Origin of the sequence: uncultured Arcobacter sp. (assembly GCF_937982575.1) — a bacterium.
GTDB lineage: Bacteria > Campylobacterota > Campylobacteria > Campylobacterales > Arcobacteraceae > Arcobacter.
On record NZ_CALJLR010000003.1, the window covers coordinates 1 to 26,991 of the forward strand.

The window sequence follows — 26,991 nt, forward strand, 5'->3', positions numbered from 1 at the left end:
GAGCATCTCCCTTTTAAGGAGGTGGCCAATGGTTCGAATCCATTACGGGTCACCAGTTTAGAGATAACATTTTTCACATTTACGATTGGCCCCTTCATCTAGCGGTTAGGATCTTGGATTTTCATTCCAATCACAGGAGTTCGAGTCTCCTAGGGGTCACCAATCGGTCGATTAGCTCAGTTGGTAGAGCGCTACCCTTACAAGGTAGATGTCATAAGTTCGAGTCTTATATCGACCACCATTTTAAAATAATAGTGCGGCTGTAGTTTAGTTGGTTAGAATGCCTGCCTGTCACGCAGGAGGTCGAGGGTTCGAGTCCCTTCAGCCGCGCCACTATTTATTCTTCCACATAATCATATTATCATCTTATATTTGCTATCCTATTTTTTTAAAACTAGGAACTACATATGATTAAAGCAAAATCTCTTTACCACCTTATTCTTTACAGTATTACATTTATAGTTATTCTTATATCATTTTTTACATTTATCATAATCGAAAATGCCTTTGATGATTTCCAAGAAAAAATTGAAATAATTAAAAGTGATTATGCCAATAAACAAAAAGATTCAATTAGAAATGAAATAGAAAAAACTATTAACTTAATACATTTTTATAATACTAAATATAAAAACATAAAATCAACAAAACAAATACAAAAAGAGATACTAGAAATAATAGAGAGCACTAGAGATAAAAAATCTATGGATAACTATCTTTTTATCTATGATTTCTCTGGAACTTCAATTTATAACCCAATATCAACACATCATGTAGGCAAGAACCTATTTTCATATAAAGATAAGACAGGGAAACAAGTAATTAAAGAGCTAATCAATATCTCAAAAGATAATTCAGGTGGTTATGTTGAGTATTTATGGCTAAAACCAAAAGATAAGGAAGAGGTTAAAAAAATCTCCTTTGCCCTATCTTACAAACCATGGAAATGGACAATAGGAACAGGTGCATATTTAAATGAAATAAATAAAGTTGTAACTCAAAAAGAACTTGAATATGATGAAAAGATATCAAACTATATTCTTCAAATTTTATCACTTACAATTATGTTAGTTTTATACTCAATCTTTATTTATAAAAATGCAACTATTCTTATTGTAAATGATGTTAAAGCTATTGGGAAATATTTCAAAGATTCCCAAGAAGATGATACCCCAATAAATCAAAATAAAATTATCTTTGGAGAGTTTAAAGTAATTGCAAATTATGCCCATGATGCTATGCATAATATAAAAGATAAAAATAATATGTTAAGTGACTTAAATGCACACCTTGAAACTACAGTAGCAAGACAAACTAAAGAGTTAACACAACTAATTGAAAAACAAAAAAAGTTTCTAAAAAACTCTGTACATGAGATAAATACTCCCTTATCAATTATTCAAATAAATCTTGATTTATATAAAATGAGTAATTCAACAAATAAATATATCAGAAATATCGAAAGTGGAGCAAAGACTATCCAATATATATTTGATGATTTATCTTTTATGATTAAAAAAGATAGAGTAAGTTATGAAAAAGAGGTTTTTAACTTCTCAGAGTATTTAAAAGATAGATTAGAGTTCTTTGATGATATAGCTACAGCAAATTCACTATTTTTTGTTACAAATATTCAAGACCCTATTTTTTTAAATTTCAATAAAACATTATTACAAAGAATATTAGATAATAATATTTCAAATGCAATAAAATATTCATTTAAAGACTCACCAATTTATGTGAAACTATTAAAAGATGATTTAGGAATAATTTTTGAAGTCAAAACAAATTCTAAAAAAATAGAACAAAAAGATAGAATCTTCAATGACTTTTACAGAGAAAATGATGCTAGAGGTGGCTTTGGATTGGGACTTAGAATAGTAAAAGAGATTTGTGATAAAAATAACGTTATAATTAATTTAGATTCTACAGATGAGAATACAAAATTTACATATAGGTTTACAAAAGATGAAAATACTGCTTCTTGAAGATGAAATGATGTTAAACAATGCTATTAGTGAATATTTGTCTGGCATTGGACATTTAGTTACAAGTTTTACAGACGGGCAAGATGTGTTAGATAATGTTGATATATCATATGACTTATTAATTTTAGATGTAAATGTACCAACAGTAAATGGTTTTGATGTTTTAGCTACATTAAATAAGAAGAATACATTTATTCCAACTATATTTATAACAGCCCTTATTGATATTGAAGATATAACAAGAGCATATAACTTAGGCTGTAGAGAATATATTAAAAAACCTTTTCACCTAGAAGAGCTTGGAATAAAGATAAATCAAATACTGAAAAAAGATAAACAATCCACTTCTCATATGAAATTATCTGAAAATTATTCATATTCAAAAACAGAAAAAGTTCTTTATTTTAATAATGAAGCACAAAATTTAACAAAAAAACAGTTAGAGATTATTCATATACTTGCACTCAATATAAATATGATAGTTGACTTTGAGCGATTTAGAGTTGATGTTTGGGATGCAGAAGACATAGATAACCCTACAATTAGAGCAGAAATTTCAAGACTGAAAAAAGCATTAAAAGAAGATTTTATCAAAAATATCAGAGGTTTAGGATATAAAGTAGAAAGATACTACTCTTCATAAAGTACCATTTTATGGTACTTTATTCCTTGAATTACATAAAAACTACATAAATTTCAAAATTCTTTCACAAAATCATTCGATTGCTACCCTTTTGCTATTTACCATTATTACAATTACATTGTTAATTATTAAAAGAGAAACTTTTTTTTTAATAAAATCAAAATGAGGAGAACCTATGAGTCCAGAAAAAGCTCAGGCTTATTGGAAAGAAAATATTTCAACAATCCTTAAACTACTTGTAGTTTGGTTTGTTGTTTCTTACGGTTGTGGTATTTTATTCATTAATGAATTAAATGCTATAGAAATCAGTGGTGTTAAACTAGGATTTTGGTTTGCACAACAAGGTGCAATATATGTGTTTGTTGCTCTTATTTTCGTTTATGTTAAAGTTATGACTGGTATTGACGAAAAATATGGCGTTCACGAATAGGAGAAAATAGAATATGGAATTACAATCATTAATTTACCTATTCGTAGGTGTTTCATTCGCAGTTTATATTGGTATTGCTCTTTGGGCAAAAGCTGGTTCAACTAAAGATTTCTATGTTGCTGGTGGAGGGGTTCACCCAGTTGCAAATGGTATGGCAACAGCAGCGGATTGGATGTCAGCGGCATCTTTTATCTCACTTGCTGGTATCATCTCTTTTAAGGGATCTGATGGTGCTGCTTACTTAATGGGTTGGACAGGTGGATACGTTCTACTTGCTATGTTACTTGCTCCTTACTTAAGAAAGTTTGGTAAGTTTACTGTTCCTGATTTCGTTGGTGACAGATATTATTCAGATACAGCAAGATTAGTTGCTGTTATTGGTGTTATTTTCGTTTCGTTCACATATGTTGCTGGACAAATGAGAGGTGTTGGTATCGTTTTCTCAAGATTCTTACAAGTTGATGTTAATACTGGGGTGCTTATTGGTATGGGTATTGTATTCTTCTATTCAGTTCTTGGTGGGATGAAAGGTATTACATATACACAAGTTGCTCAATATGTTGTTATGATTTTTGCATATATGATTCCTGCAATCTTCTTATCATTACAAGTTACTGATACATTCTTACCTCAATTAGGTGTTTTTGCTACTACTACTTTCGCATTTGACGATGGTGTTAGAGTTATCCCTGAAGGTACTTATCTATTGCATGCACTAGATACTGCTGTTACTGACTTAGGCTTCAGTGCTTATACACAACCAGGTAACTTATGGAATATGTTTATGTTAACTACTGCACTTATGCTTGGTACTGCTGGTTTACCACACGTTATTGTTAGATTCTTTACAGTTCCTACTGTTAAAGATGCTAGAGTATCTGCTGGTTGGGCATTAGTATTTATTGCTATTATGTATACAACTATTTCATCAGTTGCTGCATTCTCAAGAGTTAACTTAATCAAAAATGTTCAAAATGTTGAATATCAAGCGTTTGTTAATGGTGAGATTGAAGGTAACAATGGAACATGGTTTAAAACATGGGAAAATGGTGGATTATTAGCATGGACTGATAGAAATGGTGATGGTAAAATTCAATATGGTCCAGATAAAGCGTTTGCTGGTAAACCTGCATTCGATGGAACTAAAACTGGTGAGTATGGTCAAAGAGTTACTACTAACGCTGTGCCTGCTGCTAATAGTGGAAAAATTGAAAATGAGTTATACGTTGATAGAGATATCATGGTACTAGCTAACCCTGAAATTGCAAACTTACCTAACTGGGTAATTGCTTTCATTGCTGCGGGGGGTCTTGCTGCTGCATTATCAACTGCTGCTGGTTTATTACTAGTAATTGCTTCTGCAATTTCTCATGACTTATTAGGACAAGTAGTTTTCAAAGACCCAGAAACTGGAAAATCTACAATGAATGAAAAAACTGAGCTTATGTGGGCTAGAATCTCTGCTGTTGTTGCAATTTGTATCGCTGGATACCTAGGGATTAACCCTCCAGGTTTCGTTGCACAAGTTGTTGCATTTGCATTCGGTCTTGCTGCTGCTGCGTTCTTCCCTACAATTATCCTTGGGGTATTTGATAAGAGAATGAACAAAGAAGGTGCTATTGCTGGTATTTTAACTGGTCTTTTCTTTACTTTCGGATACATTATTTACTTCGTATTCATGGGTGGAGACAAAGCTGATTATTTCTTAGGAATTGCTCCAACTGGTATTGGTACTATTGGAACAATTTTACACTTAGTTGTGGCATTAGTTGTATCTAGAATGACTCCTCCACCACCACAAGATATTCAAGATCTTGTTGAAAGAATTAGAATTCCTTCAGGTGCTGGTGACGCTGTAGATCACTAGTCTTTAATTTGACAAACTAAAAAGTATACCTTCGGGTATACTTTTTTTTTACTTTTTTATATCTATTTTAACACTTATATCAATAGCTATAAAAAAGTAAACTACTCCCAAAAAAGGTTTTAAATGAGTTTAAGAGACCAAGAATCTTTCCTATCAAATATCCATCCCTTTGAAGTTTTATCAGAACAACAAATGGATCTTTGTATCAAAAATATGGATATTGCATATTATCCCAAAGATACTACAATATTAAGTCCAGATAAGAATTCAACACACTTTTTTATTATCATAAAAGGTACTGTCCATGAAATGACAGCTGAAGATGAGATGGTAATGGATTTTCATCAAGAAGATTCATTTGATGCAAACTCTTTGATTTATGGAGAGTGTAAAAACTATTTTATTGTAAAAGAAGATTTGATTTGTTATGAATTAGAAAAAAAAGCTTTCTTAACCTTAATAGAACAAAACAGTGAGTTTAAAGAGTTTTTCTTAAATAACTTAGTAAATAAACTACAAAACTTAAAAGATAAAAAATATACTTCACAACTATCTTCATTTATGATTGCCCGAGTAGATGATACTATTATGCATGACCCTTGTATTGTAAAATCTGGTACAAAATTAATTGATGCTATAGAAAAATCAATAGAGTTTAATACTTCTACAATAATCGTAGAGCATGAAAAAGGTTATGGAATTATTACTGATTCACTTTTAAAAATGAAAGTTCTTCTTGAGGGACGTGATTTGACAATCCCTGTTGATGATATCGCAATTTTTCCACTATTAACAGTGAATAAAGAGGACTACTTATTCGATGCTTTTTCTTTGTTGATTAAAAAAAATATAAAAAGAATTGGTGTAGTTGACAACGATAATAATATGATAGGAATACTAGAACAAATAGATATTCTGTCTCATTTTGCAAATCACACTTATGTTGTGGACTCAAAAATTAAAAAAGCAGCAAACATTGTAGACTTAAGACAAGCAAGTATTGAATTAATAAATACTATTACAACACTTAATGCAAAAGGTGTAAAAGTAAATCACATCTCAAATTTAATTGGACAACTAAATACAAAAGTTTACAGAAAATTATATAGTTTAATTGTGCCAAAAGATTTAATGAAAAATGCTTGTCTAGTAGTTATGGGAAGTGAAGGTCGTAATGAACAAATTGTCAAAACAGATCAAGATAATGCCTTAATTGTTAGAGATGGTATTGATGTTGAACAATATAGACCTTATATGGAAGAAATTACTAAAACACTTATTGATTTTGGTTACCCTCCATGTGAAGGTAATATAATGGTTTCAAATCCTTTTTGGTGTAAAAGTTTCCAAGCATACACAGATGAAACAAAAAAATGGATTGAAGCACCTGATATGCAAAATTATATGGATTTGGCAATATTTTTTGATTCTTTTGCCGTTGCTGGAGATAAAGAGTTACTAATAAAACTAAAAGATGATTTATTCAATAAACTACATGACCAAGATGTTTTTATGGCATATTTTGCAAAAGCTACTTTAACATTTGATACACCAAGCATTGTTGCAAACTTTATGACCAAAACACATTTTATTGATATTAAAAAAGCTGGTATATTCCCTGTTGTACAAGGTATTAGATCTTTAGCATTAAGAGAAAAAATTAGAGAAACAACAACAGAAAAAAGAATAAAGATTTTAGAGCAAAGAAAGGTTTTACCTACTAACTTAGCCAATGAACTCTTAGAAGCTTTTGATATTTTATGTACCTTAAGATTAAAATCACAGTTAATAAAACTTCAAGATAATAAAAAAATAAATAATGAAATAGATACTCACTCTTTAGGTAAGATTGAGAGAGATTTATTAAAAGATAGTTTCAAAATCGTAGTTGATTTTAAAAAATTTATTTCATATACATTTAGAACAGATAAGATTTCATAATGCTAAAGAATTTTTTTAGAAATTTAAACAAAAAGAAATTAAAAAATCAAGAGTACAAATATCTTTTTAATGATGAACCTAAAAATGAATATGTTTGCTTAGACTGTGAAACAACAGGATTAAATCCCAAAAAAGATGAAATATTATCAATTGGGGCAGTTTTAATTAAAGAGAATAAAATATTGATGAGAAAAACCTTTAATATTTTTGTAAAACCATCTGATAAAATTTCCATAGAATCAATACTTATTCATAGAATTAGACCCATAGATTTAGAAAATGCAATTGACCCAGAAGAAGCAATTTATCAATTATTGGAATTTATAGGCTCTAGAACAATTGTGGGATATTATATAAAATTTGATATTGCAATGATATCAAAATATACAAAAAAATATATTGGAATAAAACTTCCAAATGCATCAATTGAAGTCTCTTCAATGTATTATCGTACAAAAAAAAGAAGAAGTGATTATGAATTTGTTGATTTAAAATTTGACACGATTATGAAAGAACTAGATATACCAATGTTAGGAAAACATGATGCACTAAATGATGCAATAATGACCTCAATGATATTTCTAAAATTAAAAGGTTTATCTCCTGCTCAATCAACTTTTTACACCTAATTATTTCTATTTCTAAAAAAGTTACTTAACTGCTAAAATGTAACTTTTATGTAACCTTATGTTACTTAATTTTTTTATACCTTTAAATCAAGCTTAATTTTTTATTCTGATATTTTTTTATAATCCTACTTATGTATAATTTTCACTGTATTTTAATGCTATTCAAATGCTATGAATAGAAAATCCAAAATATAATTGAAAGGACAACTATGAATGACGAATTAGTTCAAAAAATTCGGTCTAATCCGAAGTACAAAGAATTAGTAAGTAAAAGAACTGGTTTTGCAGTAAAACTAGGAATTTTTGTATTAGCAATATTTTATACATATATATTAACTATTGCATTTAACCCTACATTTTTAGGAACAAAGCTTGGAGATGAGGGAGTTATGACTATTGCATTTCCTATTGCAGCAGGGATAATTATAGTAAGTTTTATTACAACTTTAATTTATGTTAGAAGAGCAAATAGTGAGTTTGAAGACTTAACAAATGCTATAAAAGATGATGTAAAGGATGAATTATAATGTTTAGAATTTTAGCACTAATTTCAGTTTTTACAGTTGCTTTATTTGCAGCAGGAGATGCTACTTTTGAAGCTACAAAAAGAGATTTAAATATTCCTGCAATTATTATGTTTTTTATCTTTGTTGGAGCTACTTTAGGTATTACTTACTGGGCAGCAAAAAGAACAAAGTCTGCAAGTGATTTTTATACAGCAGGTGGGGGAATTACAGGTTTTCAAAATGGTATGGCAATTGCTGGGGATTATATGTCAGCAGCATCTTTTCTTGGACTTTCAGGTTTAGTATATCTTAAAGGTTATGATGGACTTGTATATGCAGTTGGATTTTTAGTTGGTTGGCCTGTTATTTTATTCTTAATGGCTGAAAAATTAAGAAACTTAGGTAAATATACATTTGCTGATATTGCAGCTTATAGACTAGGTCAAAAAGAGATTAGAACATTAGCATCTTTAGGTTCATTAGCGGTTGTTACTCTTTACCTTATTGCACAAATGGTTGGGTCTGGAAAACTAATTCAAGTATTATTTGGTCTTCCTTATGAATATGCCGTAATTCTTGTTGGAGTTATGATGATTGTTTATGTAACTTTTGGTGGTATGCTTGCAACTACTTGGGTACAAATTATCAAAGCTGTTTTACTTCTTTCAGGTGTAACATTTATGGCATTTATGGTTATGAGTCAATTTGGATTTTCATTTGAAGCACTTGCTGCAAAAGCAGTTGATTCACACAATCTAGGTCAAGATATTATGGCACCAGGTGGATTTATTTCAGATCCAGTTTCTGCTATCTCACTAGGTATGGCACTTATGTTAGGAACTGCTGGTCTTCCTCACGTACTTATGAGATTCTTTACTGTTGGTAATGCAAAAGAAGCTAGAAAATCTGTTGTTTATGCAACTGGTTTTATTGGATATTTTTACTTAGTTATTGCTATTATTGGTTTGGGAGCAATTGTATTTTTGAACTCTCCTGAAGGTGCTCAGTATTTTACAGATGGAAAACTATTTGGTGGAAATAATATGGCTGCAATTCACTTATCACATGTGGTTGGTGGAAATGTATTCTTAGGATTTATTTCAGCAGTTGCATTTGCTACAATCTTAGCAGTTGTATCTGGTCTTACTCTTGCAGGTGCAAGTGCTATTTCACATGACCTTTATGCATCTGTAATCAATCCAAACTGTACAGAAGAGCAAGAAATGAAAGTTTCTAAAAGAGCTGTTATTATAATTGGAGTTGTTGGAGTTGTTTTAGGTATTGCTTTTGAACAACAAAATATTGCATTTATGGTTGGTCTTGCATTTGCTATTGCAGCATCTGCTAACTTCCCAATTCTATTTTTATCAATTTATTGGTCAAAATTAACTACAAGAGGAGCATTTATTGGTGGATTAATTGGTCTAATTACTGCTGTAGTTCTTGTTATTGTTGGTCCAATTGTTTGGGTACAAATTTTAGGAAATGATACTGCATTATTCCCTTATAAACACCCTGCTCTGTTCTCTGTGAGTGCTGCATTTATTGCTATTTGGTTTTTCTCAATTACTGACAAAAGTCAGCGAGCTAAAGATGAAACTAAAGCATTTGAAGCACAAAGTGTTAGAGCTGAGACTGGTTTTGGAGCTGATGGAGCTGTTGACCACTAAAGAAAAACTTATACTAAAGAGATAAAATACTCTTTAGTATAAGATGTACTTATTTTGATTATAAATTACTAAATAAGCATATGTTCATTACTATAAATAACTGTTACCTTTCTACATCTTCTATGTTTTTATACATAATTCTTACATAATTAAATAACACATTTTATTTCTATAAGTATAATTGATGCTATGTTAATGCTACGTATTAATTGACATATGTTTCAACATACAAAAGGGGAAAAAGCGATGAATGAAGAACTTGTAAAAAGGATTGAAGATAATCCTAAATATCAAGAATTAGTGAACAAAAGAAAAAGTTTTAGTATTAAACTAGGAGTTTTTGTTTTAGTTATGTTTTATGCATATATTTTAACAATTGCATTTAACAAAGAGATTCTTGCAACAAAAATAGGAGATGGCCTAACTACTGTTGCATTTCCAATAGCACTTGCGATTTTAGTTATTAGCTTTATAACAACATTAATTTATGTTAAAAGAGCAAATGGTGAATTTGAAGATTTAAATAATGAAATAAAAAAAGATGTAAAGGATTTAATCTAATGTTTAAAGTTATAGCACTATTATCAATTTTTGCACTATCACTATTTGCAGCTGGTGATGCTACTTTTGAAGCAACAAAAAGAGATTTAAATATTCCTGCAATTATTATGTTTTTTGTTTTTATTCTTGGAACTTTAGGTATTACTTATTGGGCAGCACAAAAAACAAAATCTGCAAGTGATTTTTATACAGCAGGTGGGGGAATTACAGGTTTTCAAAATGGATTAGCAATTGCTGGTGATTATATGTCTGCAGCTGCTTTCTTAGGAGTTTCAGGACTTATTTACCTAAAAGGTTATGATGGAGTTATCTATGCTGTATCATTTTTGGTTGGTTGGCCAATAATACTTTTCTTTATGGCTGAAAAACTTAGAAACTTAGGTAAATTTACCTTTGCTGATATTGCAGCTTATAGACTAGGACAAAAAGAGATTAGAACTCTTGCGGCATTTGGTTCTATTGCAGTTGTTATTTTATATTTAATTGCTCAAATGGTTGGGGCAGGAAAATTAATCCAAGTTCTATTTGGTATGGAATACGAATATGCTGTATTTATGGTTGGTGCATTAATGATTGTATATGTAACTTTTGGTGGAATGTTAGCAACAACTTGGGTACAAATTATTAAAGCATGTTTACTTTTAACTGGTGTGTCATTTATGGCAGTAATGGTTTTATATCACTTTGATTTTTCTTTTGAGTCTTTAGCTGTCAAAGCTACTGAAAATCACTCAGCTGGTGAGTCAATTTTAGCACCAGGTGGATTTATTTCAGACCCTATAAGTGCAATTTCTTTAGGAATGGCACTTATGTTAGGAACAGCTGGTCTTCCTCATGTACTTATGAGATTCTTTACAGTTGGAAATGCAAAAGAAGCTAGAAAATCTGTTGTTTATGCAACTGGGTTTGTTGGTTATTTCTGGATTATTATTACTATCGTTGGTTTTGGAGCAATTGCCTTTTTAAACTCAGCAGATGGAGCACAATATTTTGTTGATGGCAAGTTATTTGGTGGAAATAATATGGCATCTATTCACTTATCACATATGCTTGGTGGAAATGCATTTTTAGGATTTATTTCAGCTGTTGCATTTGCTACAATTTTAGCTGTTGTTTCAGGATTAACACTAGCAGGAGCATCTGCAATATCTCATGATATCTATGCAAATGTTATCAATCCTGATGCAAGTGATGAAAAAGTTGTTAAAATCTCTAAAATCACTGTTGTAATTGTTGGAATTGTTGGGGTAACACTTGGTATTGCATTTGAGCAACAAAATATTGCATATATGGTTGGATTGGCATTTGGTATTGCAGCATCTGCAAACTTCCCAATATTATTTCTTTCTATTTACTGGAGAGGTTTAACAACAAGAGGTGCATTTGTTGGTGGATTTATAGGTTTAATTACTGCGGTTACACTTGTAATTGTAGGACCAATTGTTTGGGTACAAATTTTAGGAAATGCCCAGGCACTATTCCCATATAAACACCCAGCACTATTCTCTGTAACTATTGCTTTTGTTGCAATATGGTTCTTCTCTAAAACTGATAATTCTCAAAGAGGAAAAGATGAAAAAGAGAAATTCAGAGCACAAAATATTAGAGCAAATACAGGTATTGGCTCTGCTGGTGCTGTTGAACACTAATTTATTTATCAAAGAGGTTTCCTCTTTGATAATAAAATATTTATAAATTTTCACTATTAATTTCAGTTTTTTATCATTGTTCATATGTTAATCTAACTTATAAAATTAATAGTAAAGATTTAAAATGACAATTTTAGAACAAACAACTTTTATAAAATCGATTCACCCCTTTGAAGCACTTTCAAAGCTTCAGTTAGAAGAGTTTGCTAACTCTTTAGATATTGTTTATATTAAAAAAGATGAAGTAATACAAAACCAAGGTGAAAAACCAAAATATTTGTACTTTGTAATAAAAGGTTTGATTCAAGAAAAAATTGATGATGATGTTTTATCTATTTACACAAAATGTGAATTCTTTGATACAATCTCACTTATTGAAAACTATTCAAAACACTCTTTTGTAGCAGCTCAAGAGAGTATCTGTTACATATTACCAAGAGAGCTTTTTATAAAAACATTGCATGAAAATCCTGACTTAGAGAGTTTCTTTTTTCAGTCAATCTCTCAAAAACTAAATGCAAATATTAACAACGAAAAAAACAAAGAATTAGCAAATCTAATGGTTGCAAAAGTAAAAGATGCAAGGATTCATAGAGCAGTTATTGCTCCATATGACACCACTATTTTTGAAGCTGTAAAAACCATAAAAAAAGAAAAAGTTCCTACTCTTTTATTAGAAGATGACAAAGGTGAAATACATATTGTAACTGACTCAGACTTTAGAGAAAAAGTTATCTTAAATCGTATGGATTTTGATGATATTGTAGGGAAAATCTCAAATAGTGGATTAAGATATGTAAATGAAAATGATTTCTTATTTAATGCACAACTACTTATGTCAAAACATGGACTTAAAAGAATGGTAGTAAAAAATGATGATGATAAAATTGTTGGAATAATTGACCAAATTTCTCTGTCTTCATTTTTTGCAACTCACACTTTTTCTGTTTCAAATGAAATTGACAATGCTGACACAATTGAAGAGTTAAAAATAGCTTGTCACTCTTTTATAAAGATAATAAAATCACTAAATGCAAAAGGTGTAAAAGTAGCCTTTATTTCAAAACTAATTAATCAACTAAATAGAAAAATCATGGATAAGTTATTTAAAAAACTAGCACCAGAGGGTTTAATAAATAAGTCATGTTTAGTTGTTATGGGAAGTGAAGGAAGAGGAGAACAAGTCTTAAAAACTGATCAAGACAATGCTTTAATTATTTCTGATGATTGTGAAGTAAATCCTGAAGAGATTTTAGAGTTTACTTCTAAGTATATTGAAACACTTGTTGACTTTGGATTCCCAAGATGTGAAGGGAATATTATGATTTCTAATCCATACTGGTGTAGAAAATTTTCTGACTTTAAAACACAAGTATATACCTGGATAACACAACCAAGTGGCGATAACTTTATGAATTTAGCTATTTTTTATGATGCTGTTAGTGTTAGTGGAAATAGAGAGTTATTAGATGAATTAAAACAATATATTTTTAAAATAGGTTCTACCTCTCAAAGTTTTTATATGCATTTTGCAAAAATCATTATGGAGTTTAACGTACCTTTAGGATTTTTTGATGGTTTTGTTTTTGACTCAAAAGATAAAGAACATAAACATGAAATAGATATTAAAAAAGGTGGGATTTTTATTCTTGTTCAAGGTATTAGAGCATTATGTTTAGAACATAAAATCATGAGAACAAATACTTTAAAAAGAATTGAAGAATTAAAAGAATTGGGTGAATTTGATAACGAATTTGCTTCAGAACTTAAAGAGGCTTTTAATTTCTTATCAACTATTAAACTAAAATCAAATTTAGAAAAATTGGATTCTGGTAAAAAAATTGATAACTACATAAACCCTGAGAATTTAAATACTATGGAAAAAGATTTATTAAAAGAGAGTTTTAAAATTGTTACAAAATTAAAGAAAAAACTAGAACATCACTATAAGTTAAATTATGTTTAATTCAATAAAAAATCATTTCAATAAAAAGAATCTAAAAGATGAAAAATACCTTTATCTTTTTGATAAAAATAGTGATGATGAATTTGTATGTTTTGACTGTGAAACAACTGGTTTAAACCCTTTAGAAGATGATATTATATCAATAGGTGCGGTTATTATAAAAAATAATACCATACTATCTAGTAAAAAATTTGTTAAATTTATAAAACCAAAAACTAAGCTTCAAGAAGAGGCAATAAAAGTACATCATATCAGAATTATGGACTTGGAAGATGCAGAAGATATAGATGATATGATTGAAGATTTTTTAGAATTTATTGGCAATAGAAAATTAGTTGGATATTTTTTAGAGTTTGATATTGCTATGATTAATAAATATCTTAAACCTAAAATAGGTATCAAATTACCAAATAAAACTTACGAGGTTTCAGCCATATATCATGACTGGAAAATAGAAAAAATACCACAAAGTAATATTGATTTAAGGTTTGATGCAATTATGAAAGATTTGAATATTCCTGTTTTAGGTAAGCACGATGCATACAACGATGCAGTAATGACTGCAATGATATTCTTAAAACTTAAAAATCAAGCAAAAGTGAAAATTTAATAAATTATTTCAAATAAAATTACTATACTTTATTATATAAAAATCAAAAAAAAGGTCAAATTATGTTAGTACTTGTATTAAATGCAGGAAGCTCTTCTTTAAAATATCAACTAATAAATGCTACAACTAAAGATGTAGTTGCTACTGGATTAGTTGAGAGAATTGGTATTGATGGAATTTTAAAACATGAAGTTAGTAAAAATAAAAAACTCGACTTTGAAATTGATATGCCAACACATAAAGAAGCCATAGAACTTGTACTAAAAACATTGACTGACTCTGAAACAAAAGTGATTAATTCTATAGATGAAATTGATGCCATAGGGCATAGAGTTGTTCATGGTGGAGAATACTTTAATTCATCTACAATTGTAGATGAAAAAGTAATTAAAAAAATTGAAAAGTTAATACCTCTTGCACCACTACACAACCCTGCAAATATTTTAGGTATTAAAATTTGCCAAGAACTTATGCCAAAAACTCCAAATGTTGCAGTATTTGATACTGCATTTCATCAAACAATGCCTGAAGAAAACTTCCTTTATGCAGTGCCACATGAAGATTATACAGAACATCATTTAAGAAAATATGGATTTCATGGAACCTCACACTTTTATGTATCTCAAGAAGCAATTAAACTGCTTGGTAAAAAAAAGAGTTCTAAAATTGTAGTTTGTCATTTGGGAAATGGTTCATCTATTTGTGCCGTCAAAGATGGAAAATCTATTAGTACTTCAATGGGCTTAACTCCACTTGAAGGTTTAGTTATGGGAACAAGAAGTGGAGATATTGATGCTGGAGTTATTCCTTATTTGATGGAAAAGAAAGATATGGATGGTCATCAAATAATTGATTATCTAAATAAAAAATCAGGTCTTTTAGGTCTTTCTGGAATCAGTTCTGATTTAAGGGAAATAATTAAAGCATCACAAGATGGAGACAAAAGAGCAACTGTTGCTATTGAATTAATATGTAATAGAATCAAAAAATACCTTTGTGCTTATGCAGGATTGTTAGGTGGAGTTGATGCGGTTTGTTTTACAGCTGGTATTGGTGAAAACTCTGATTTAATAAGAGAAAAAGTATGTAATGGACTTGATTTTATGGGTATTGAAATTGACAAAAATAAAAATAAAATTAGGTCTGCTGAAAATAGAGAGATTAATAAATCAACTTCAAAAACAAAAATCTATGTAATACCTACAAATGAAGAGTTTGTAATAGCTCAAGATACATATAAATTAGTAAAGGGCAAATAACCCTTTACTTCAAATATATTTTTTAGGAGTTGTTTTATAATACTTTTTATAAGCCCTGAAAAATGAACTAGATTCACTATAACCTAAGAAAAAAGCAATACTAGAAAAATCCATTTCAGTATTTTTTATATAATGATTTGCAAGTTGCATCCTAACACTTAGAAGTGCATCTCTAAATTTTTTATTCTCATCTTTTAAATGATATTGTAAAGTTCTACTACTAATACCGAATCTATTCGCAATAAATTCAATTCTAATTTCATCTTCGCCTATAGTTTTTAAAATTTCTCTTTTAACTTTAGAATACCAAGATGTCATTTTCATATCTTCTAATATTCTATTTGCCTGTGCTTCAAAGTATTCAAGCATCACCGGATTGGAGTTATTTACACTTATATTTAATTTTTCTGTTTCAAAAAATATTGCATTTTCGCTTTTTTCTAAAATTATATTTTCACCAAAAATTCTTTCATATTCATCTTTGTTGGAAATAGAATCAATCGTAAAATATGTTAAATCTGGAACTATAGTTTTACCAATAATCTGATTTAATATTGTCAAAACAGCACTTAAATGTACTTCTGCATGATAACTTGGCACTGGAATTATAGGATTTTCATTTATATATATTGCTATTTTGTAGTATTTTTCATTTTTAGTTAAATAAAATTTAATAAATCCACTAATCAAGTTTTGGTAATAATCAAACTTTTCAATTACCTCTTTTAGATTATTTGCATTTAGCATTAAATAACCTAAAACCCCTAAGGAGTGATATGTTATGGAACTACCAATTTTTAAGGCTAAGGTATATTCACCGCTTTTTTCCACACAAAATTTAAAAATCTCTGATAACTTTGCACTATCAATTTGCCTATCATGTTCTAATAAAACTTCTTTGGGTAAATCAGCATACTTTAACATCTCATCAATTGAAATTAAACTATTTTTTTCTAAAGCTTTCAAAACAAAATGAAATGTAACAGATGATATTTTTGCCATAAAACCTCAATTTTCGTAAAATGTCAATAATTTTTCACATTATAGCATATTAAGATATACTTTTAATTGTATAATTTTTAAACAGTTTAAGGAGAAAGAATGTCTAAGTTTGAGATTAGAGTTGATGAAAGTTATGTTAGCTTTAAAAATATTAATTGCTTTGAAAATGCCTGTGAAGTTATTGATAATATGTTAAGAGTGTTGGAAGAGCCAAAAAATATGAATATTTATTGGAAAAAAATAATACCAATGATTCCAAAAGCTTATTATGATAGAGATCCAAAATCAGATACTAAAGAAGAACTATTATATTTAGTTTGTTCAAATAGTTTTTATCTTATAGAATTATTTGAAAAAGCAGAAGATGAACAAGCAATCAATGCTTTAGAAAAATGTGAACAAGAGTGTTGTTAAATTAAACACTCTTGTCTTCAAAAAAAACAGTTCCAAAAATAACAAATCCCTATAAATTTATTACAATTTTTCACAATTCTACATTTTTGTAAAAAATATGTATTAATTATGTATCCTTTCGTAATATATACTATAAAATTAATTGATAAACTTTAACTTATATTTAGGTTGCTATTCTTATGCTACCCTTCTAAAATATAATTTAAGTTCAAATAAACAAGAAAGGGTTAATTCTATGGGTTTAATTGATAGTATTAAATCAAAAGCAAAAGAAGAATTAAGAAATATAGTTCTTCCAGAGTCTGAAGATGAAAGAGTTTTAAAAGCAGCAGAGCAAGTTTTAAAAGATAAAACTGCAAATATTATCTTAATTGGGAACGAAGATAAGATTAATGCTGATGCTAAAGCATGTGGAGCAAATATTAAGGGAGCTAAAATAATTGATCCAAAAACTTTTGATGGAATTGAAAATTATGTTGATGAGTTAGTTCAACTTAGAAAATCAAAAGGTCTAACAAAAAAAGAAGCTACTGAAATCATGACTACAGAACCAAGATTTTTTGGTTGTATGATGGTAAGACTTGGTGATGCTGATGGTTTAGTTGCGGGATCTAGTTCTCCAACAGCTGATGTTTTAAGAGCCGCTATTCAAGTTATTAAAACAGCGCCAGGAATAAACACTGTTTCATCTACGTTCATCATGGAAACAGCAGATGGTAAATTTGGGGATAATGGTCTGATTCTATTTGCAGATTGTGCTGTAAATCCAGAGCCAAATGCAGAACAACTAGCTGATATTGCTGCAGCAACTGCTGCAACTGCAAAAAGTGTAGTTGGACTAGATCCAAGAGTTGCAATGTTATCATTTTCAACTAAGGGAAGTGCAAAACATCCATTAGTAGATAAAGTTCAATATGCGTGTGGCATCTTAGAAGATAGAAATGTTGATTTCTCTTTTGATGGTGAAATGCAAGCAGATGCAGCAATCGTTGAAGCAATTGGAGCTTCTAAAGCACCAGGTTCAGTTGTAGCTGGTAAGGCTAATGTTTTAGTATTCCCGGATTTACAATCTGGAAATATTGGATATAAATTAGTACAAAGATTTGCAGGGGCTGCTGCTCATGGACCAATCGTACAAGGTTTAAATAAACCAGTAAACGATTTATCAAGAGGATGTTCTGTTGAAGATATCTCAAACTTAGTAGCTATTACAGCAACTCAAGTAGTAAAATAATTAAACAAACAAGGGAGTTTTATTTATGTTAGTATTCATTTTAAATGCAGGAAGTTCGTCATTAAAGTATCAATTAATGAACCCAATTATCAAAAAAGTTTTCGCATCAGGTATTTGTGAAAGAATTGGTATTGATGGTGTTTTAAAACATGAATTTGGTGATGACAAAGAGTTAAAACTTGATGTTACTATGCCAACACACAAAGAGGCTATCGAAGCTGTATTATCTACTTTAACTTCGGGGGAAGGTAAAGTTATTGATTCTATTAATGATATTGATGCTATTGGACACAGAGCTGTTCATGGTGGAGAAGAATTTTCTGGTTCAGTAATGGTAACTGAAAGAGTACTTGAGACAATGAAAAAACTTATTCCACTTGCTCCTTTACATAACCCAGCAAATATCCTTGGTATGGAAATTTGTGCGCAATTAATGCCAGGTAAACCAAATGTTGCAGTATTTGATACAGCATTCCACCAAACTATGCCAGATTACGCATATATGTATGCTTTACCATATGACCAATATAGCAAACATGGTATTAGAAAATATGGTTTCCATGGAACAAGCCACTACTTCGTATCAAATGAAGCTAGACAAATGTTAGATAAAAAACATAACACTAGAATTATTGTATGTCACTTAGGAAATGGTTCTTCAGTTTCTGCTGTACTAGATGGCAAATGTATTGATACATCTATGGGTCTTACTCCTGTTCAAGGTCTTATGATGGGAACAAGAGCTGGTGATGTTGGAGCTGGTGCTTTACAATATATGATGAGCCAAGAAGGTATGAGTATTGATGAAGCCTTAGATGTAATGAATAAAAAATCAGGAATCTTAGGAATCTCTGGAAAATCTTCAGACTTAAGAGAAGTACTTGATGGTATGACTAGTGGTGATGAAAGATGTAGATTAGCAGTTGATATGGTTGCTTATAACATCAAAAAATATGTTGGTGCATATGTTGCAGCACTAGATGGTGTTGATGCATTATGTTTCACTGGTGGTATTGGTGAAAATGCTGCACTTATTAGAGAAAAAGTTTGTGCAGGACTTGATTCTATGGGATTAGTTTTAGACCCAGTTAAAAACAACAAAAGACAAAGAGTTGCAAGAGATATCGCAACTAACGGTTCTGCTTCAAGAATCTTTGTAATTCCTACAAATGAAGAGTATGTAATTGCAAATGATACATTTAAAGTAGTTACAGAATCTAAATAATAATTTAAGGCTTTTGCCTTAAATTATCTTATATTCTTAGTTTATGGTATACTTTCTTGATATACCAAAATTAAGGATTATTCATGAAATTTATTCTATTTATCCTCTCAGTTTTTTTAACCACAACTCTATTTTCACAAGAAGTCATTACCCTAAAAACAAGAGATAGCGTTAAGCAAAACTTTCTATTAAAAATTCCAAAACATGAAGCCAAAGCAATAGTAATACTTTTTCCAGGAGGAAATGGAAAAATCAAATTACATAAAGAAAAAAAGAAATGGTCAACTACAAATTTCTTAATAAGATCAAGAAATCATTTCCTTGCCAATGATTTTATAACTGTTTCAATAGATGTACCCTCAGATAAGAGATCAAAAGATGGACTTTACTATAATTTTAGAAATAGTCAAGAACACTTAACTGACCTAACAGAAGTTATCAAATATTTAAAAACTAATTACAATAAACCAATATGGTTAATAGGTACAAGTAGAGGAACAGAGTCTGTTGCTTTTATTGCATCTGAAAAGAGTGATTTAATAAATGGTATTGTATTAACCTCCTCAATGTCAAAAAGAAATAGTAAAGGTAAAACTCTTCAGGAGTTATTTATAGATGGTATAGAAGTTCCAACACTTATTATCTCACATAAAAAAGATGCTTGTAAAGCAACACCTCCAAAAGGTTCTATAGAAATCTTTAAAATGTTAAATGATGATATTAAAAAAGAGTATAAAGTGTTTGAGGGTGGAAATGATAGTGGATTAAAACCTTGTAAAGCAATGTCCTATCATGGATACTTAGGCATAGAAAAAGAAGTTGTAGATTATATATCTAACTGGATTAAAAGCCACTAATAGGCTTTTAAACCATCATTAAACTTTAGTGAAAAGTTTGTAACTGCTTCATTAATAATCTTATCAATAAATCTATCAAATTTATCCTCTTTTGTCCAAATAGGATTTTTAACTTTTGAGATTTTATAAAGTTCATCTTGAGCAATACTTATTGTTCCAACTTCATCAACTAGTCCTACTTTTTTAGCTTGTCTTGAAGTGAAGATATGTGCATTTGCAAACTCTTCGTGGTTTTCTTTTTTTAGTTTTCTAGCTCTTGCAACATCTGTTATAAACATATCATAAGTATCAGTAATAATAGACTCTAATTCTTCTTTTTCATACTCATTCCACTCTCTTGAAAAAGTTCCTGATTCTTTATATTTTCCAGCTTTTATTGTTTGTGTTGAAATACCTATTTTTTTCATAAGTTCTTCCACATTTGCCCCTTGAAATATAACTCCAATAGAGCCTATCATACTTCCAGGATTTGCAATAATTTTATCTGCCCAAATAGAAGCATAATAACTTCCACTTGCCATCACACCACTTGCATAGGCAATAACTGGCTTAACTGCTTGTAACTCTTTTATAGCATAAGCCAACTCAACTGAAGGTGCAACTGAACCACCAGGAGAATTTACTACAAACAACACACCTTTTATATCTGTATTTGTTTTTGCTGCTTGTATCTCTTCTAACACTTTATCTACTTTTAAAATTGGACCTTGTAGCTCAATTTTTTGTAAATTTGCACGCTCTTCAATAGATGTTAAACTTGAATCACTATTAGAACTTACGATAAAGTAAATAATAGTCAAAAATACTACTGTCTTAAAATATTTTGTTATAAAATCTAAAATAGCAATTATTGGTGAAAAAATAATTCTAAAAAAATTAAACATGTTGTTCTCCATTTATATAGACTTTTGATACCTCTTTTGTATGTAAAATAACTTGAGTACAAAGTTCTTTTTCATTTTTAACCTCATCTGGAAGTTTACATACAATTATATCGGCATCATAGTCTTTTTTAATTTTACCTTTGTTTAGCCCTAAAGCTTTAGCTCCATTTGCAGTCGCTGCTTTTATTAAATCTTGTGCCAATTCATTTATATTTAAATTTGTATGTATCATCATAGCATTTCTAAGTTCATCAAACATTTGTAGAGAGTTATTTGAGCTTAAGCCATCTGTTCCAATAGAATAATCCACATCTATTAGTTTTTCTACTTCAAGTCTTTTATTGTTTAAGACTCTATTTGATGTAGGACAGTGATTAATAACTGCACCTAATTCTTTAATTTTTTGTAAATCATTATCGCTAGCCTCTACACAGTGTGTAAAAGATAAGTTTTTTATTCCTGAAAATTGTTGTAAAAATTCCATAGGTCTTGTTACACTCTTTTCTTGTCCTAAAAAGTTTTTAAAAAACTCTAAAAATTTTCCTTCGTCTTTATGTAGCCATTCAAACTCTTCTTCTGATTCTAAAAAGTGTGCACTTACACTTAAGTTCTCTTCTTTTGCAACTCTTAGTGCCTCTCTTACTAAAAAAGGATGTACAGAATAAGGTGAGTGTATTGCAATTGCTGGAATAAAATTCTTACAAGCATTACTCTTCACACTATTTAACCTTGCTTTAAAATCACTAAATAGAGTATCTATCATATCTGATTTACTTCCAATTACTTCTGAGAATAAAACAGTATTTATAGGACTGTTTTTACAAGCTTCAATTTCAAAGCCATAAGAGCTTATTGCTCCTATTGAGGTAGTTCCACCATGTAACATTTCATTTAGTTTTTCACTTATAAGCTTTGTACTACTTTTTTCTACTAAAGCTTCTCTATTTACTATAACTGAATTTAGCCATGACATAAAATTACCATAAGATAGTGTTGTACTATTTGAAGAGAATTCTAGATGTATATGTGAGTTTATAAGTCCAGGCATTAAAACTGTATTTTCGCCTAAATCTTCTATTTCTAAATCTTTGTATTTGTTTTTTAAAGACTCTATTGTTCCAAAGTCTTTTATTTTATCATCAAATAAAATAGCACCATCTTTTATGATAGTACTATTTTCATCAACACATATAAGCCAAGAGGCTTTTAAAAGTTTCATATTATGCTTGTGTAGCTTGTTGCTTTCTAGCTTCTTCCATAGCTTTTACTTCATTTATAATTTGACCCAATGAAATAAGTGCTAAATGATAACCAAATGGACCAAAACCAGCAATTACACCTGTACTACTAGCAGCAGTAATTGACTTTTGTCTAAACTCTTCTCTTTTATATATATTTGAAATATGTACTTCTACTGTTGGCAAGTTTACAGCAGCTAGTGCATCTCTAATAGCAATTGAAGTGTGAGTATATGCAGCTGGATTAATTATAATACCATCAATTTCACCTAAACACTCTTGAATTTTATCTACAATTTCACCCTCTAAGTTTGATTGAAAAAACTCTAACTCAATACCATTTTGAGAAGCTTGATCTTTCATTCCTTGATGAATTTGCTCTAAAGTCATAGGTCCATATATATTTTGCTCTCTTACACCTAACATATTTATGTTTGGACCTTGAATTACCGCTATTTTCATATTATTTTTCCTTGTGTAAAATTTTGCTATGATTATAATCAAATTATAGTTAAGGCTAAATAAGTGAGCAATTATATATTAACAAATGAAAATGCTATATATTACGAATGCAACTACTCTTGTGATAATGTTATTTTTATAAAATTAGGAAATGAATCTTTTTTTATCACAGATGCAAGATATACAGTAGAAGCAAAAGAGAAAGTTATAAATACTGAAGTTATACAAAGTAGTGATTTAATAAAGAGTGCAAAAGAGTTATTAACAAAAGAGAAGATAAAAGAGATAATTTTTGATGGCAATGATTTTACTTACAATAAATTTAACTCTTTGAGTGAAGATTTAGATATAAACTTTACAAATCATATAAACTTTTCCCACCTAAAAAGAGTTATTAAAACAGATGAAGAGATAGCACTTCTGAAAAAAGCTGCCAAAATAGGAAGAGAGGGTTTTGAAAGATTAGCAAAATATATCAATAAAAAGGGTCTAAATAAAAAAGAGACTCTACTTTACTTTAAAGCAATAGAAGCTTATAGAAATAAAGGTGACTATGAGTTAAGTTTTGACCCAATCATTGCCATAAATGAAAATGCTGCTAAACCCCATGCATTACCCACTAACAAAAAGTTACAAAAAGATGATTTACTTTTGGTTGATGCAGGAGTTAAATATAAAAGATACTGTTCAGATAGAACTTGCACAGCATCTTTTGGCAAAGAGTTATCTTTTTCAAGAAAACAAAAATTCAAATCAAAAAAACAACAAAAAATATATGACTTGGTTTATAAAGCACAATTAAATGCAATAGAAAATGCAAAAGTAGGAATGAAAGCAAAAGAGATAGATATGTTAACTAGAAGTGTAATTGAAAAAGCTGGTTATGGAAAGTATTTTATTCATAGTACTGGACATGGTGTTGGACTTGATATACATGAACATCCATATATAAACTCTAAATCAGATGTAATCATAGAAGATAATATGGTTTTTACAATTGAACCGGGGATTTATCTACCAAATGAATTTGGTGTTAGAATTGAAGATACTATTGTAATGAAAAATGGAAAAGCTCAAATATTATAATCCACGGGATTAGTCAAGATTATCATAGTTAATTTTTTAATAAACTAGCTCTTTCTTGACTGTTTTACTAAAGATTATATAAGGAAATTATGAAAAAAACTATAGATAAAAACTTAACACTTTTTTATACTTCTAATTTTCCAAGGTTTATAAAAAAATCTTCAAATAAAAAACACCTTGTAACAATTGGTATTGGGGGAAATATTGGAAATACAAAACAATTATTTGATAAGTTATTCTTATGCTTACTAAAAGACTCTAGATTTGATTTACTACAGAGTTCTCCCCTACTTTTAAATCCACCATTTGGATATTTAAAACAAAACTTTTTTTTAAATGGTATAATTCGATTAAAATCTAATCTTTGTCCCAATGATATATTAAAAATCATGCAAAGATATGAAAAAAAATTCGGAAGAAAGCGGTCCTTTCAAGATGCGCCTAGAACCTTAGATATAGATATAATATTTTTTGATAATAAAAAAGTAAATAACAAAAAATTAATTATTCCTCACAAAGACTGGGCAAACAGAGAATCAGTAATTATTCCCTTAAAACATATGTGTAAAAGAAGTCATTAAATATATGGTTCCCTTCAAAAAGGAACTTTACAAGGAAGATTATGAAGATGGAACAAAGTGAAATCCTGCCATCAGGTAAAAAAGTAGTTGTAGGAATGTCTGGTGGTGTTGATTCTTCAGTTACTGCATTGTTATTAAAACAGCAAGGCTATGAAGTAGTAGGCTTATTTATGCGTAACTGGGAATATGGAATAAAAGGTAGTCAATGCCCCAATCGTATAGAGTTCGAAGATGCTAAAAAAGTAGGTAAACTATTAGGAATTGAAGTAAAAGGTAAAGACTTTGTTGAGGAATATCGAACTAAAGTATTTGATGTATTCTTAGAAGGATTAAAAAAAGGGCTTACTCCAAATCCAGATATTTTATGCAATCGTGAAATAAAATTCAATGTATTTTTAAATGAAGCAAAAAAAATGGGTGCCCATATGATAGCTACTGGACATTATGCAAAAATAGCTAACTATAATGACCACTATGTACTAGACACTCCAAAAGATAATACAAAAGATCAAACTTATTTCTTACATGCACTATCTAGTGTTCAACTTTCACAGGCCCTATTTCCTCTTGCTGATTTAACAAAAAAAGAAGTAAGAGAAATAGCTAAAGCGCATAATCTTCCAGTAAGTGATAAAAAAGATAGTACTGGTATATGTTTTATTGGTAACCAAAGATTTGATGACTTTATTACGCAACATTTAAAAGCAATTCCAGGTGATATTGTAGATGAAAATGGAAAGGTATTAGGAAGACATAAAGGTCTAATTTGTTATACATTAGGTCAAAGAAAAGGTATTGGTCTTGGAGGTATTAAAGAGACTGAATCAGATGGTCACATCCACAATCCATGGTATGCAGCCAAAAAAAATATGGAAGATAATACCTTAGTAGTTGTGCAAGATACCAACCACCCCTTACTAATGAACGAAAATGTTGAAGCTAGCCATATGCATTGGGTATTAGAAGAGCCACCTAAAGTTGGTGACAAATTAATGGCACAAGTTCGTTATCGTCAACAAAAGCAAGCTTGTACCGTGACACAAGCAAATGAAGATATAGTCCTTGTACGATTTGACAAGCCACAAAGAGCTGTAACTTTAGGACAAAGTCTTGTTTTATATGATGGAGATTATTGTTTAGGTGGGGGATTTATTAGTAATTACTATTAAGAAGAACAACTAATTGTTCTCTTTAGAGTTTTGCTACTTTTAAAGGACTAAAATGAAAAAAAAAGTTATGGTAGGTATGAGTGGAGGAATTGACTCATCAGTTACTGCTTATATGCTACAAAAAGATGGGTTTCAAGTTGAGGGTTGCTACTTAAAACTTCACAATAGAACAGATGGCTATCACGAAAAAAACTTAGAGTATATCAAAGATGTAGCTGAGTTTTTAGGTATTAAATATCATATTTTAGATTTAACAGATAAATTTACTACTGAAGTTTATGATTATTTTGTAGACTCTTACTTAGAAGGAACTACTCCTAATCCATGTGTTAAATGTAACCGACAAATTAAATTTGGTGCAATGTTAGATTTTGCCAAAGAACATGGAGCAAACTATCTTGCAACTGGGCATTATGCAAAAACAGATGGTAAGTTTTTCTATGAGGCTGATGATAAAACTAAAGACCAAAGTTATTTCTTATCACAAGTGAGTAAAGAAGCTCTTCCTTTCATGATGTTTCCACTTAGCACTTACAAAAAAGAAGATATTGTAAAGTTTGGTGCAAAATTAAACTCTGCCTATAAAAGAATTACCCAAAAAAATGAGTCGCAAGAGATATGTTTTGTGGAAACTGTTTATACAGATGTTGTAAAAAAACATGCAAAAATAGATGTACCTGGAAATGTTTTAGATGAAAAAGGAAATGTAATAGGTGAACATAAAGGTTTTGCCCATTATACCATTGGAAAAAGAAGAGGCTTTACTGTAAAAGGTGCCCATGAGCCTCACTTTGTAACTAAATTGAATCCAAAAGATAATACTATTGTTGTTGGAAAAAAAAATGCCTTAGAAGTAAACAAAGTACTTGCAAATAATTTAAATATGTTTATTGATGAAAAAGAGTTTAATTGTACTGTAAAACTAAGATATAGAGCTGTATCAACACCATGTGATGTTAAAATTGAAAATGATGATGTTACTATCAGATTAAAAGAGCCAGCATTTGGTGTTGCAGCTGGTCAATTGGCAGTATTTTATGATAATCAAAAGGTAATAGGTAGTGCTTGGATTAAAGAGACTTTCTAATTCTCACTAAGTTTACTTTAGAAAAATTTAGCT

At 29.8% G+C, this 26,991-nt stretch carries 25 protein-coding genes and 3 tRNA genes; 24 read left to right on the plus strand and 4 right to left on the minus strand.

The window, feature by feature from the left end; all coding sequences use genetic code 11:
* The first annotated feature begins 87 nt into the window (after nucleotides 1–87).
* The 16 genes from Q0617_RS00745 to Q0617_RS00820 all read left to right on the plus strand — a co-directional run bounded on the left by Q0617_RS00745 (nucleotide 88) and on the right by Q0617_RS00820 (nucleotide 15,719).
* Nucleotides 88–162 (plus strand) — tRNA-Glu (locus Q0617_RS00745).
* Nucleotides 163–165: 3 nt separating this feature from the next.
* Nucleotides 166–241 (plus strand) — tRNA-Val (locus Q0617_RS00750).
* A gap of 15 nt (nucleotides 242–256) precedes the next feature.
* Nucleotides 257–333 (plus strand) — tRNA-Asp (locus Q0617_RS00755).
* A 74-nt stretch (nucleotides 334–407) separates the two neighbouring features.
* Complete coding sequence (locus Q0617_RS00760; RefSeq protein WP_298749441.1) at nucleotides 408–1,988, plus strand: cache domain-containing protein; 1,581 nt, start codon at nucleotides 408–410, stop codon at nucleotides 1,986–1,988.
* Entirely contained in the window at nucleotides 1,969–2,631 is a 663-nt protein-coding gene (locus Q0617_RS00765; RefSeq protein ID WP_298749443.1) for a response regulator transcription factor, read from the plus strand. Before Q0617_RS00760 ends, Q0617_RS00765 begins: the two co-directional genes overlap by 20 nt.
* Nucleotides 2,632–2,806: 175 nt before the next feature.
* A complete protein-coding gene (locus tag Q0617_RS00770) occupies nucleotides 2,807–3,061 on the plus strand; it encodes a DUF4212 domain-containing protein (protein ID WP_298749445.1) in 255 nt (84 codons plus the stop codon).
* 13 nt (nucleotides 3,062–3,074) lie between these two features.
* Nucleotides 3,075–4,928, plus strand: coding sequence for a sodium:solute symporter family protein (locus Q0617_RS00775; protein ID WP_298749446.1), 1,854 nt, complete (start codon nucleotides 3,075–3,077; stop codon nucleotides 4,926–4,928).
* Between the two features lie 123 nt (nucleotides 4,929–5,051).
* Nucleotides 5,052–6,869, plus strand: a complete 1,818-nt coding sequence (locus tag Q0617_RS00780; RefSeq protein ID WP_298749448.1) for a DUF294 nucleotidyltransferase-like domain-containing protein — start codon at nucleotides 5,052–5,054, stop codon at nucleotides 6,867–6,869.
* Entirely contained in the window at nucleotides 6,869–7,498 is a 630-nt protein-coding gene (locus Q0617_RS00785) for a 3'-5' exonuclease (protein WP_298749449.1), read from the plus strand. Before Q0617_RS00780 ends, Q0617_RS00785 begins: the two co-directional genes overlap by 1 nt.
* Nucleotides 7,499–7,707: 209 nt before the next feature.
* Nucleotides 7,708–8,025, plus strand: a complete 318-nt coding sequence (locus Q0617_RS00790) for a DUF485 domain-containing protein (RefSeq protein ID WP_298749451.1) — start codon at nucleotides 7,708–7,710, stop codon at nucleotides 8,023–8,025.
* Nucleotides 8,025–9,674 (plus strand): cation acetate symporter, encoded by a 1,650-nt coding sequence (locus Q0617_RS00795; protein WP_298749453.1) that lies wholly within the window; start codon nucleotides 8,025–8,027, stop codon nucleotides 9,672–9,674. Before Q0617_RS00790 ends, Q0617_RS00795 begins: the two co-directional genes overlap by 1 nt.
* 246 nt (nucleotides 9,675–9,920) lie before the next feature.
* Nucleotides 9,921–10,235 (plus strand): DUF485 domain-containing protein, encoded by a 315-nt coding sequence (locus Q0617_RS00800; protein ID WP_298749455.1) that lies wholly within the window; start codon nucleotides 9,921–9,923, stop codon nucleotides 10,233–10,235.
* Nucleotides 10,235–11,884, plus strand: a complete 1,650-nt coding sequence (locus Q0617_RS00805; protein WP_298749457.1) for a cation acetate symporter — start codon at nucleotides 10,235–10,237, stop codon at nucleotides 11,882–11,884. Before Q0617_RS00800 ends, Q0617_RS00805 begins: the two co-directional genes overlap by 1 nt.
* 124 nt (nucleotides 11,885–12,008) lie before the next feature.
* Entirely contained in the window at nucleotides 12,009–13,850 is a 1,842-nt protein-coding gene (locus Q0617_RS00810) for a putative nucleotidyltransferase substrate binding domain-containing protein (protein WP_298749458.1), read from the plus strand.
* Nucleotides 13,843–14,460 carry a 3'-5' exonuclease gene (locus Q0617_RS00815; RefSeq protein WP_298749461.1) on the plus strand — a complete coding sequence of 206 codons (618 nt, stop codon included), beginning with the start codon at nucleotides 13,843–13,845 and terminating at the stop codon, nucleotides 14,458–14,460. The genes Q0617_RS00810 and Q0617_RS00815 overlap by 8 nt, the downstream gene beginning before the upstream one ends.
* Before the next feature lie 62 nt (nucleotides 14,461–14,522).
* Nucleotides 14,523–15,719, plus strand: a complete 1,197-nt coding sequence (locus Q0617_RS00820; protein ID WP_298749463.1) for an acetate kinase — start codon at nucleotides 14,523–14,525, stop codon at nucleotides 15,717–15,719.
* 9 nt (nucleotides 15,720–15,728) lie between these two features.
* On the opposite strand, the gene Q0617_RS00825 is transcribed toward Q0617_RS00820, so the two are convergent.
* A complete protein-coding gene (locus Q0617_RS00825) occupies nucleotides 15,729–16,721 on the minus strand; it encodes an AraC family transcriptional regulator (RefSeq protein WP_298749465.1) in 993 nt (330 codons plus the stop codon).
* 99 nt (nucleotides 16,722–16,820) lie between these two features.
* Here Q0617_RS00825 and cowN point away from each other — a divergent pair, with 99 nt between their 5' ends.
* The 4 genes from cowN to Q0617_RS00845 all read left to right on the plus strand — a co-directional run bounded on the left by cowN (nucleotide 16,821) and on the right by Q0617_RS00845 (nucleotide 20,451).
* On the plus strand, nucleotides 16,821–17,135 hold the full coding sequence (gene cowN / locus Q0617_RS00830; protein ID WP_298749467.1) for a N(2)-fixation sustaining protein CowN: 315 nt from the start codon (nucleotides 16,821–16,823) through the stop codon (nucleotides 17,133–17,135).
* A gap of 235 nt (nucleotides 17,136–17,370) precedes the next feature.
* Nucleotides 17,371–18,369, plus strand: a complete 999-nt coding sequence (pta, locus tag Q0617_RS00835) for a phosphate acetyltransferase (protein ID WP_298749469.1) — start codon at nucleotides 17,371–17,373, stop codon at nucleotides 18,367–18,369.
* Nucleotides 18,370–18,394: 25 nt separating this feature from the next.
* Nucleotides 18,395–19,594, plus strand: a complete 1,200-nt coding sequence (locus Q0617_RS00840) for an acetate kinase (protein WP_298749470.1) — start codon at nucleotides 18,395–18,397, stop codon at nucleotides 19,592–19,594.
* A gap of 83 nt (nucleotides 19,595–19,677) precedes the next feature.
* Complete coding sequence (locus tag Q0617_RS00845; RefSeq protein WP_298749471.1) at nucleotides 19,678–20,451, plus strand: hypothetical protein; 774 nt, start codon at nucleotides 19,678–19,680, stop codon at nucleotides 20,449–20,451.
* On the opposite strand, the gene sppA is transcribed toward Q0617_RS00845, so the two are convergent.
* Genes sppA through aroQ form a run of 3 tightly spaced genes read right to left on the minus strand, consistent with a single transcriptional unit; the run spans nucleotide 20,448 to nucleotide 23,035 of the window.
* Complete coding sequence (sppA, locus tag Q0617_RS00850; RefSeq protein ID WP_298749472.1) at nucleotides 20,448–21,335, minus strand: signal peptide peptidase SppA; 888 nt, start codon at nucleotides 21,333–21,335, stop codon at nucleotides 20,448–20,450. The two genes, Q0617_RS00845 and sppA, sit on opposite strands and share 4 nt — an antisense overlap.
* Complete coding sequence (locus Q0617_RS00855) at nucleotides 21,328–22,554, minus strand: metal-dependent hydrolase (RefSeq protein ID WP_298749475.1); 1,227 nt, start codon at nucleotides 22,552–22,554, stop codon at nucleotides 21,328–21,330. Before Q0617_RS00855 ends, sppA begins: the two co-directional genes overlap by 8 nt.
* Before the next feature lies 1 nt (nucleotide 22,555).
* The gene (gene aroQ, locus Q0617_RS00860; protein ID WP_298749476.1) at nucleotides 22,556–23,035 is read right to left on the minus strand and encodes a type II 3-dehydroquinate dehydratase; all 480 of its coding nucleotides are present in this window, start codon (nucleotides 23,033–23,035) and stop codon (nucleotides 22,556–22,558) included.
* A gap of 63 nt (nucleotides 23,036–23,098) precedes the next feature.
* On the opposite strand from aroQ, the gene Q0617_RS00865 reads away from it, so the two are divergent.
* The 4 genes from Q0617_RS00865 to mnmA (Q0617_RS00880) all read left to right on the plus strand — a co-directional run bounded on the left by Q0617_RS00865 (nucleotide 23,099) and on the right by mnmA (Q0617_RS00880) (nucleotide 26,958).
* The gene (locus Q0617_RS00865) at nucleotides 23,099–24,121 is read left to right on the plus strand and encodes a M24 family metallopeptidase (protein ID WP_298749478.1); all 1,023 of its coding nucleotides are present in this window, start codon (nucleotides 23,099–23,101) and stop codon (nucleotides 24,119–24,121) included.
* 89 nt (nucleotides 24,122–24,210) lie between these two features.
* Nucleotides 24,211–24,702: a 2-amino-4-hydroxy-6-hydroxymethyldihydropteridine diphosphokinase gene (gene folK, locus Q0617_RS00870; protein WP_298749479.1), complete on the plus strand. Its 492-nt coding sequence runs from the start codon at nucleotides 24,211–24,213 to the stop codon at nucleotides 24,700–24,702.
* Nucleotides 24,703–24,743: 41 nt separating this feature from the next.
* Nucleotides 24,744–25,871 (plus strand): tRNA 2-thiouridine(34) synthase MnmA, encoded by a 1,128-nt coding sequence (gene mnmA, locus Q0617_RS00875; protein ID WP_298749480.1) that lies wholly within the window; start codon nucleotides 24,744–24,746, stop codon nucleotides 25,869–25,871.
* A 52-nt stretch (nucleotides 25,872–25,923) separates the two neighbouring features.
* A complete protein-coding gene (gene mnmA, locus Q0617_RS00880) occupies nucleotides 25,924–26,958 on the plus strand; it encodes a tRNA 2-thiouridine(34) synthase MnmA (RefSeq protein ID WP_298749481.1) in 1,035 nt (344 codons plus the stop codon).
* Nucleotides 26,959–26,991: the final 33 nt, after the last annotated feature.

Excerpts from the sequence above, each read along its gene's own strand:
- Q0617_RS00855 (WP_298749475.1), bottom strand. The coding sequence starts at position 22,554 with ATGAAACTTTTAAAAGCCTCTTGGCTTATATGTGTTGATGAAAATAGT.
- cowN (WP_298749467.1), top strand. The coding sequence starts at position 16,821 with ATGTCTAAGTTTGAGATTAGAGTTGATGAAAGTTATGTTAGCTTTAAA.
- Q0617_RS00765 (WP_298749443.1), top strand. The coding sequence starts at position 1,969 with ATGAAAATACTGCTTCTTGAAGATGAAATGATGTTAAACAATGCTATT.
- Q0617_RS00770 (WP_298749445.1), top strand. The coding sequence starts at position 2,807 with ATGAGTCCAGAAAAAGCTCAGGCTTATTGGAAAGAAAATATTTCAACA.
- Q0617_RS00840 (WP_298749470.1), top strand. The coding sequence starts at position 18,395 with ATGTTAGTATTCATTTTAAATGCAGGAAGTTCGTCATTAAAGTATCAA.
- Q0617_RS00795 (WP_298749453.1), top strand. The coding sequence starts at position 8,025 with ATGTTTAGAATTTTAGCACTAATTTCAGTTTTTACAGTTGCTTTATTT.
- mnmA (WP_298749480.1), top strand. The coding sequence starts at position 24,744 with ATGAAGATGGAACAAAGTGAAATCCTGCCATCAGGTAAAAAAGTAGTT.
- Q0617_RS00815 (WP_298749461.1), top strand. The coding sequence starts at position 13,843 with ATGTTTAATTCAATAAAAAATCATTTCAATAAAAAGAATCTAAAAGAT.
- Q0617_RS00810 (WP_298749458.1), top strand. The coding sequence starts at position 12,009 with ATGACAATTTTAGAACAAACAACTTTTATAAAATCGATTCACCCCTTT.
- Q0617_RS00790 (WP_298749451.1), top strand. The coding sequence starts at position 7,708 with ATGAATGACGAATTAGTTCAAAAAATTCGGTCTAATCCGAAGTACAAA.
- pta (WP_298749469.1), top strand. The coding sequence starts at position 17,371 with ATGGGTTTAATTGATAGTATTAAATCAAAAGCAAAAGAAGAATTAAGA.
- Q0617_RS00845 (WP_298749471.1), top strand. The coding sequence starts at position 19,678 with ATGAAATTTATTCTATTTATCCTCTCAGTTTTTTTAACCACAACTCTA.
- Q0617_RS00775 (WP_298749446.1), top strand. The coding sequence starts at position 3,075 with ATGGAATTACAATCATTAATTTACCTATTCGTAGGTGTTTCATTCGCA.
- sppA (WP_298749472.1), bottom strand. The coding sequence starts at position 21,335 with ATGTTTAATTTTTTTAGAATTATTTTTTCACCAATAATTGCTATTTTA.
- Q0617_RS00785 (WP_298749449.1), top strand. The coding sequence starts at position 6,869 with ATGCTAAAGAATTTTTTTAGAAATTTAAACAAAAAGAAATTAAAAAAT.
- folK (WP_298749479.1), top strand. The coding sequence starts at position 24,211 with ATGAAAAAAACTATAGATAAAAACTTAACACTTTTTTATACTTCTAAT.
- Q0617_RS00805 (WP_298749457.1), top strand. The coding sequence starts at position 10,235 with ATGTTTAAAGTTATAGCACTATTATCAATTTTTGCACTATCACTATTT.
- Q0617_RS00800 (WP_298749455.1), top strand. The coding sequence starts at position 9,921 with ATGAATGAAGAACTTGTAAAAAGGATTGAAGATAATCCTAAATATCAA.
- Q0617_RS00825 (WP_298749465.1), bottom strand. The coding sequence starts at position 16,721 with ATGGCAAAAATATCATCTGTTACATTTCATTTTGTTTTGAAAGCTTTA.
- Q0617_RS00760 (WP_298749441.1), top strand. The coding sequence starts at position 408 with ATGATTAAAGCAAAATCTCTTTACCACCTTATTCTTTACAGTATTACA.
- aroQ (WP_298749476.1), bottom strand. The coding sequence starts at position 23,035 with ATGAAAATAGCGGTAATTCAAGGTCCAAACATAAATATGTTAGGTGTA.
- mnmA (WP_298749481.1), top strand. The coding sequence starts at position 25,924 with ATGAAAAAAAAAGTTATGGTAGGTATGAGTGGAGGAATTGACTCATCA.
- Q0617_RS00780 (WP_298749448.1), top strand. The coding sequence starts at position 5,052 with ATGAGTTTAAGAGACCAAGAATCTTTCCTATCAAATATCCATCCCTTT.
- Q0617_RS00820 (WP_298749463.1), top strand. The coding sequence starts at position 14,523 with ATGTTAGTACTTGTATTAAATGCAGGAAGCTCTTCTTTAAAATATCAA.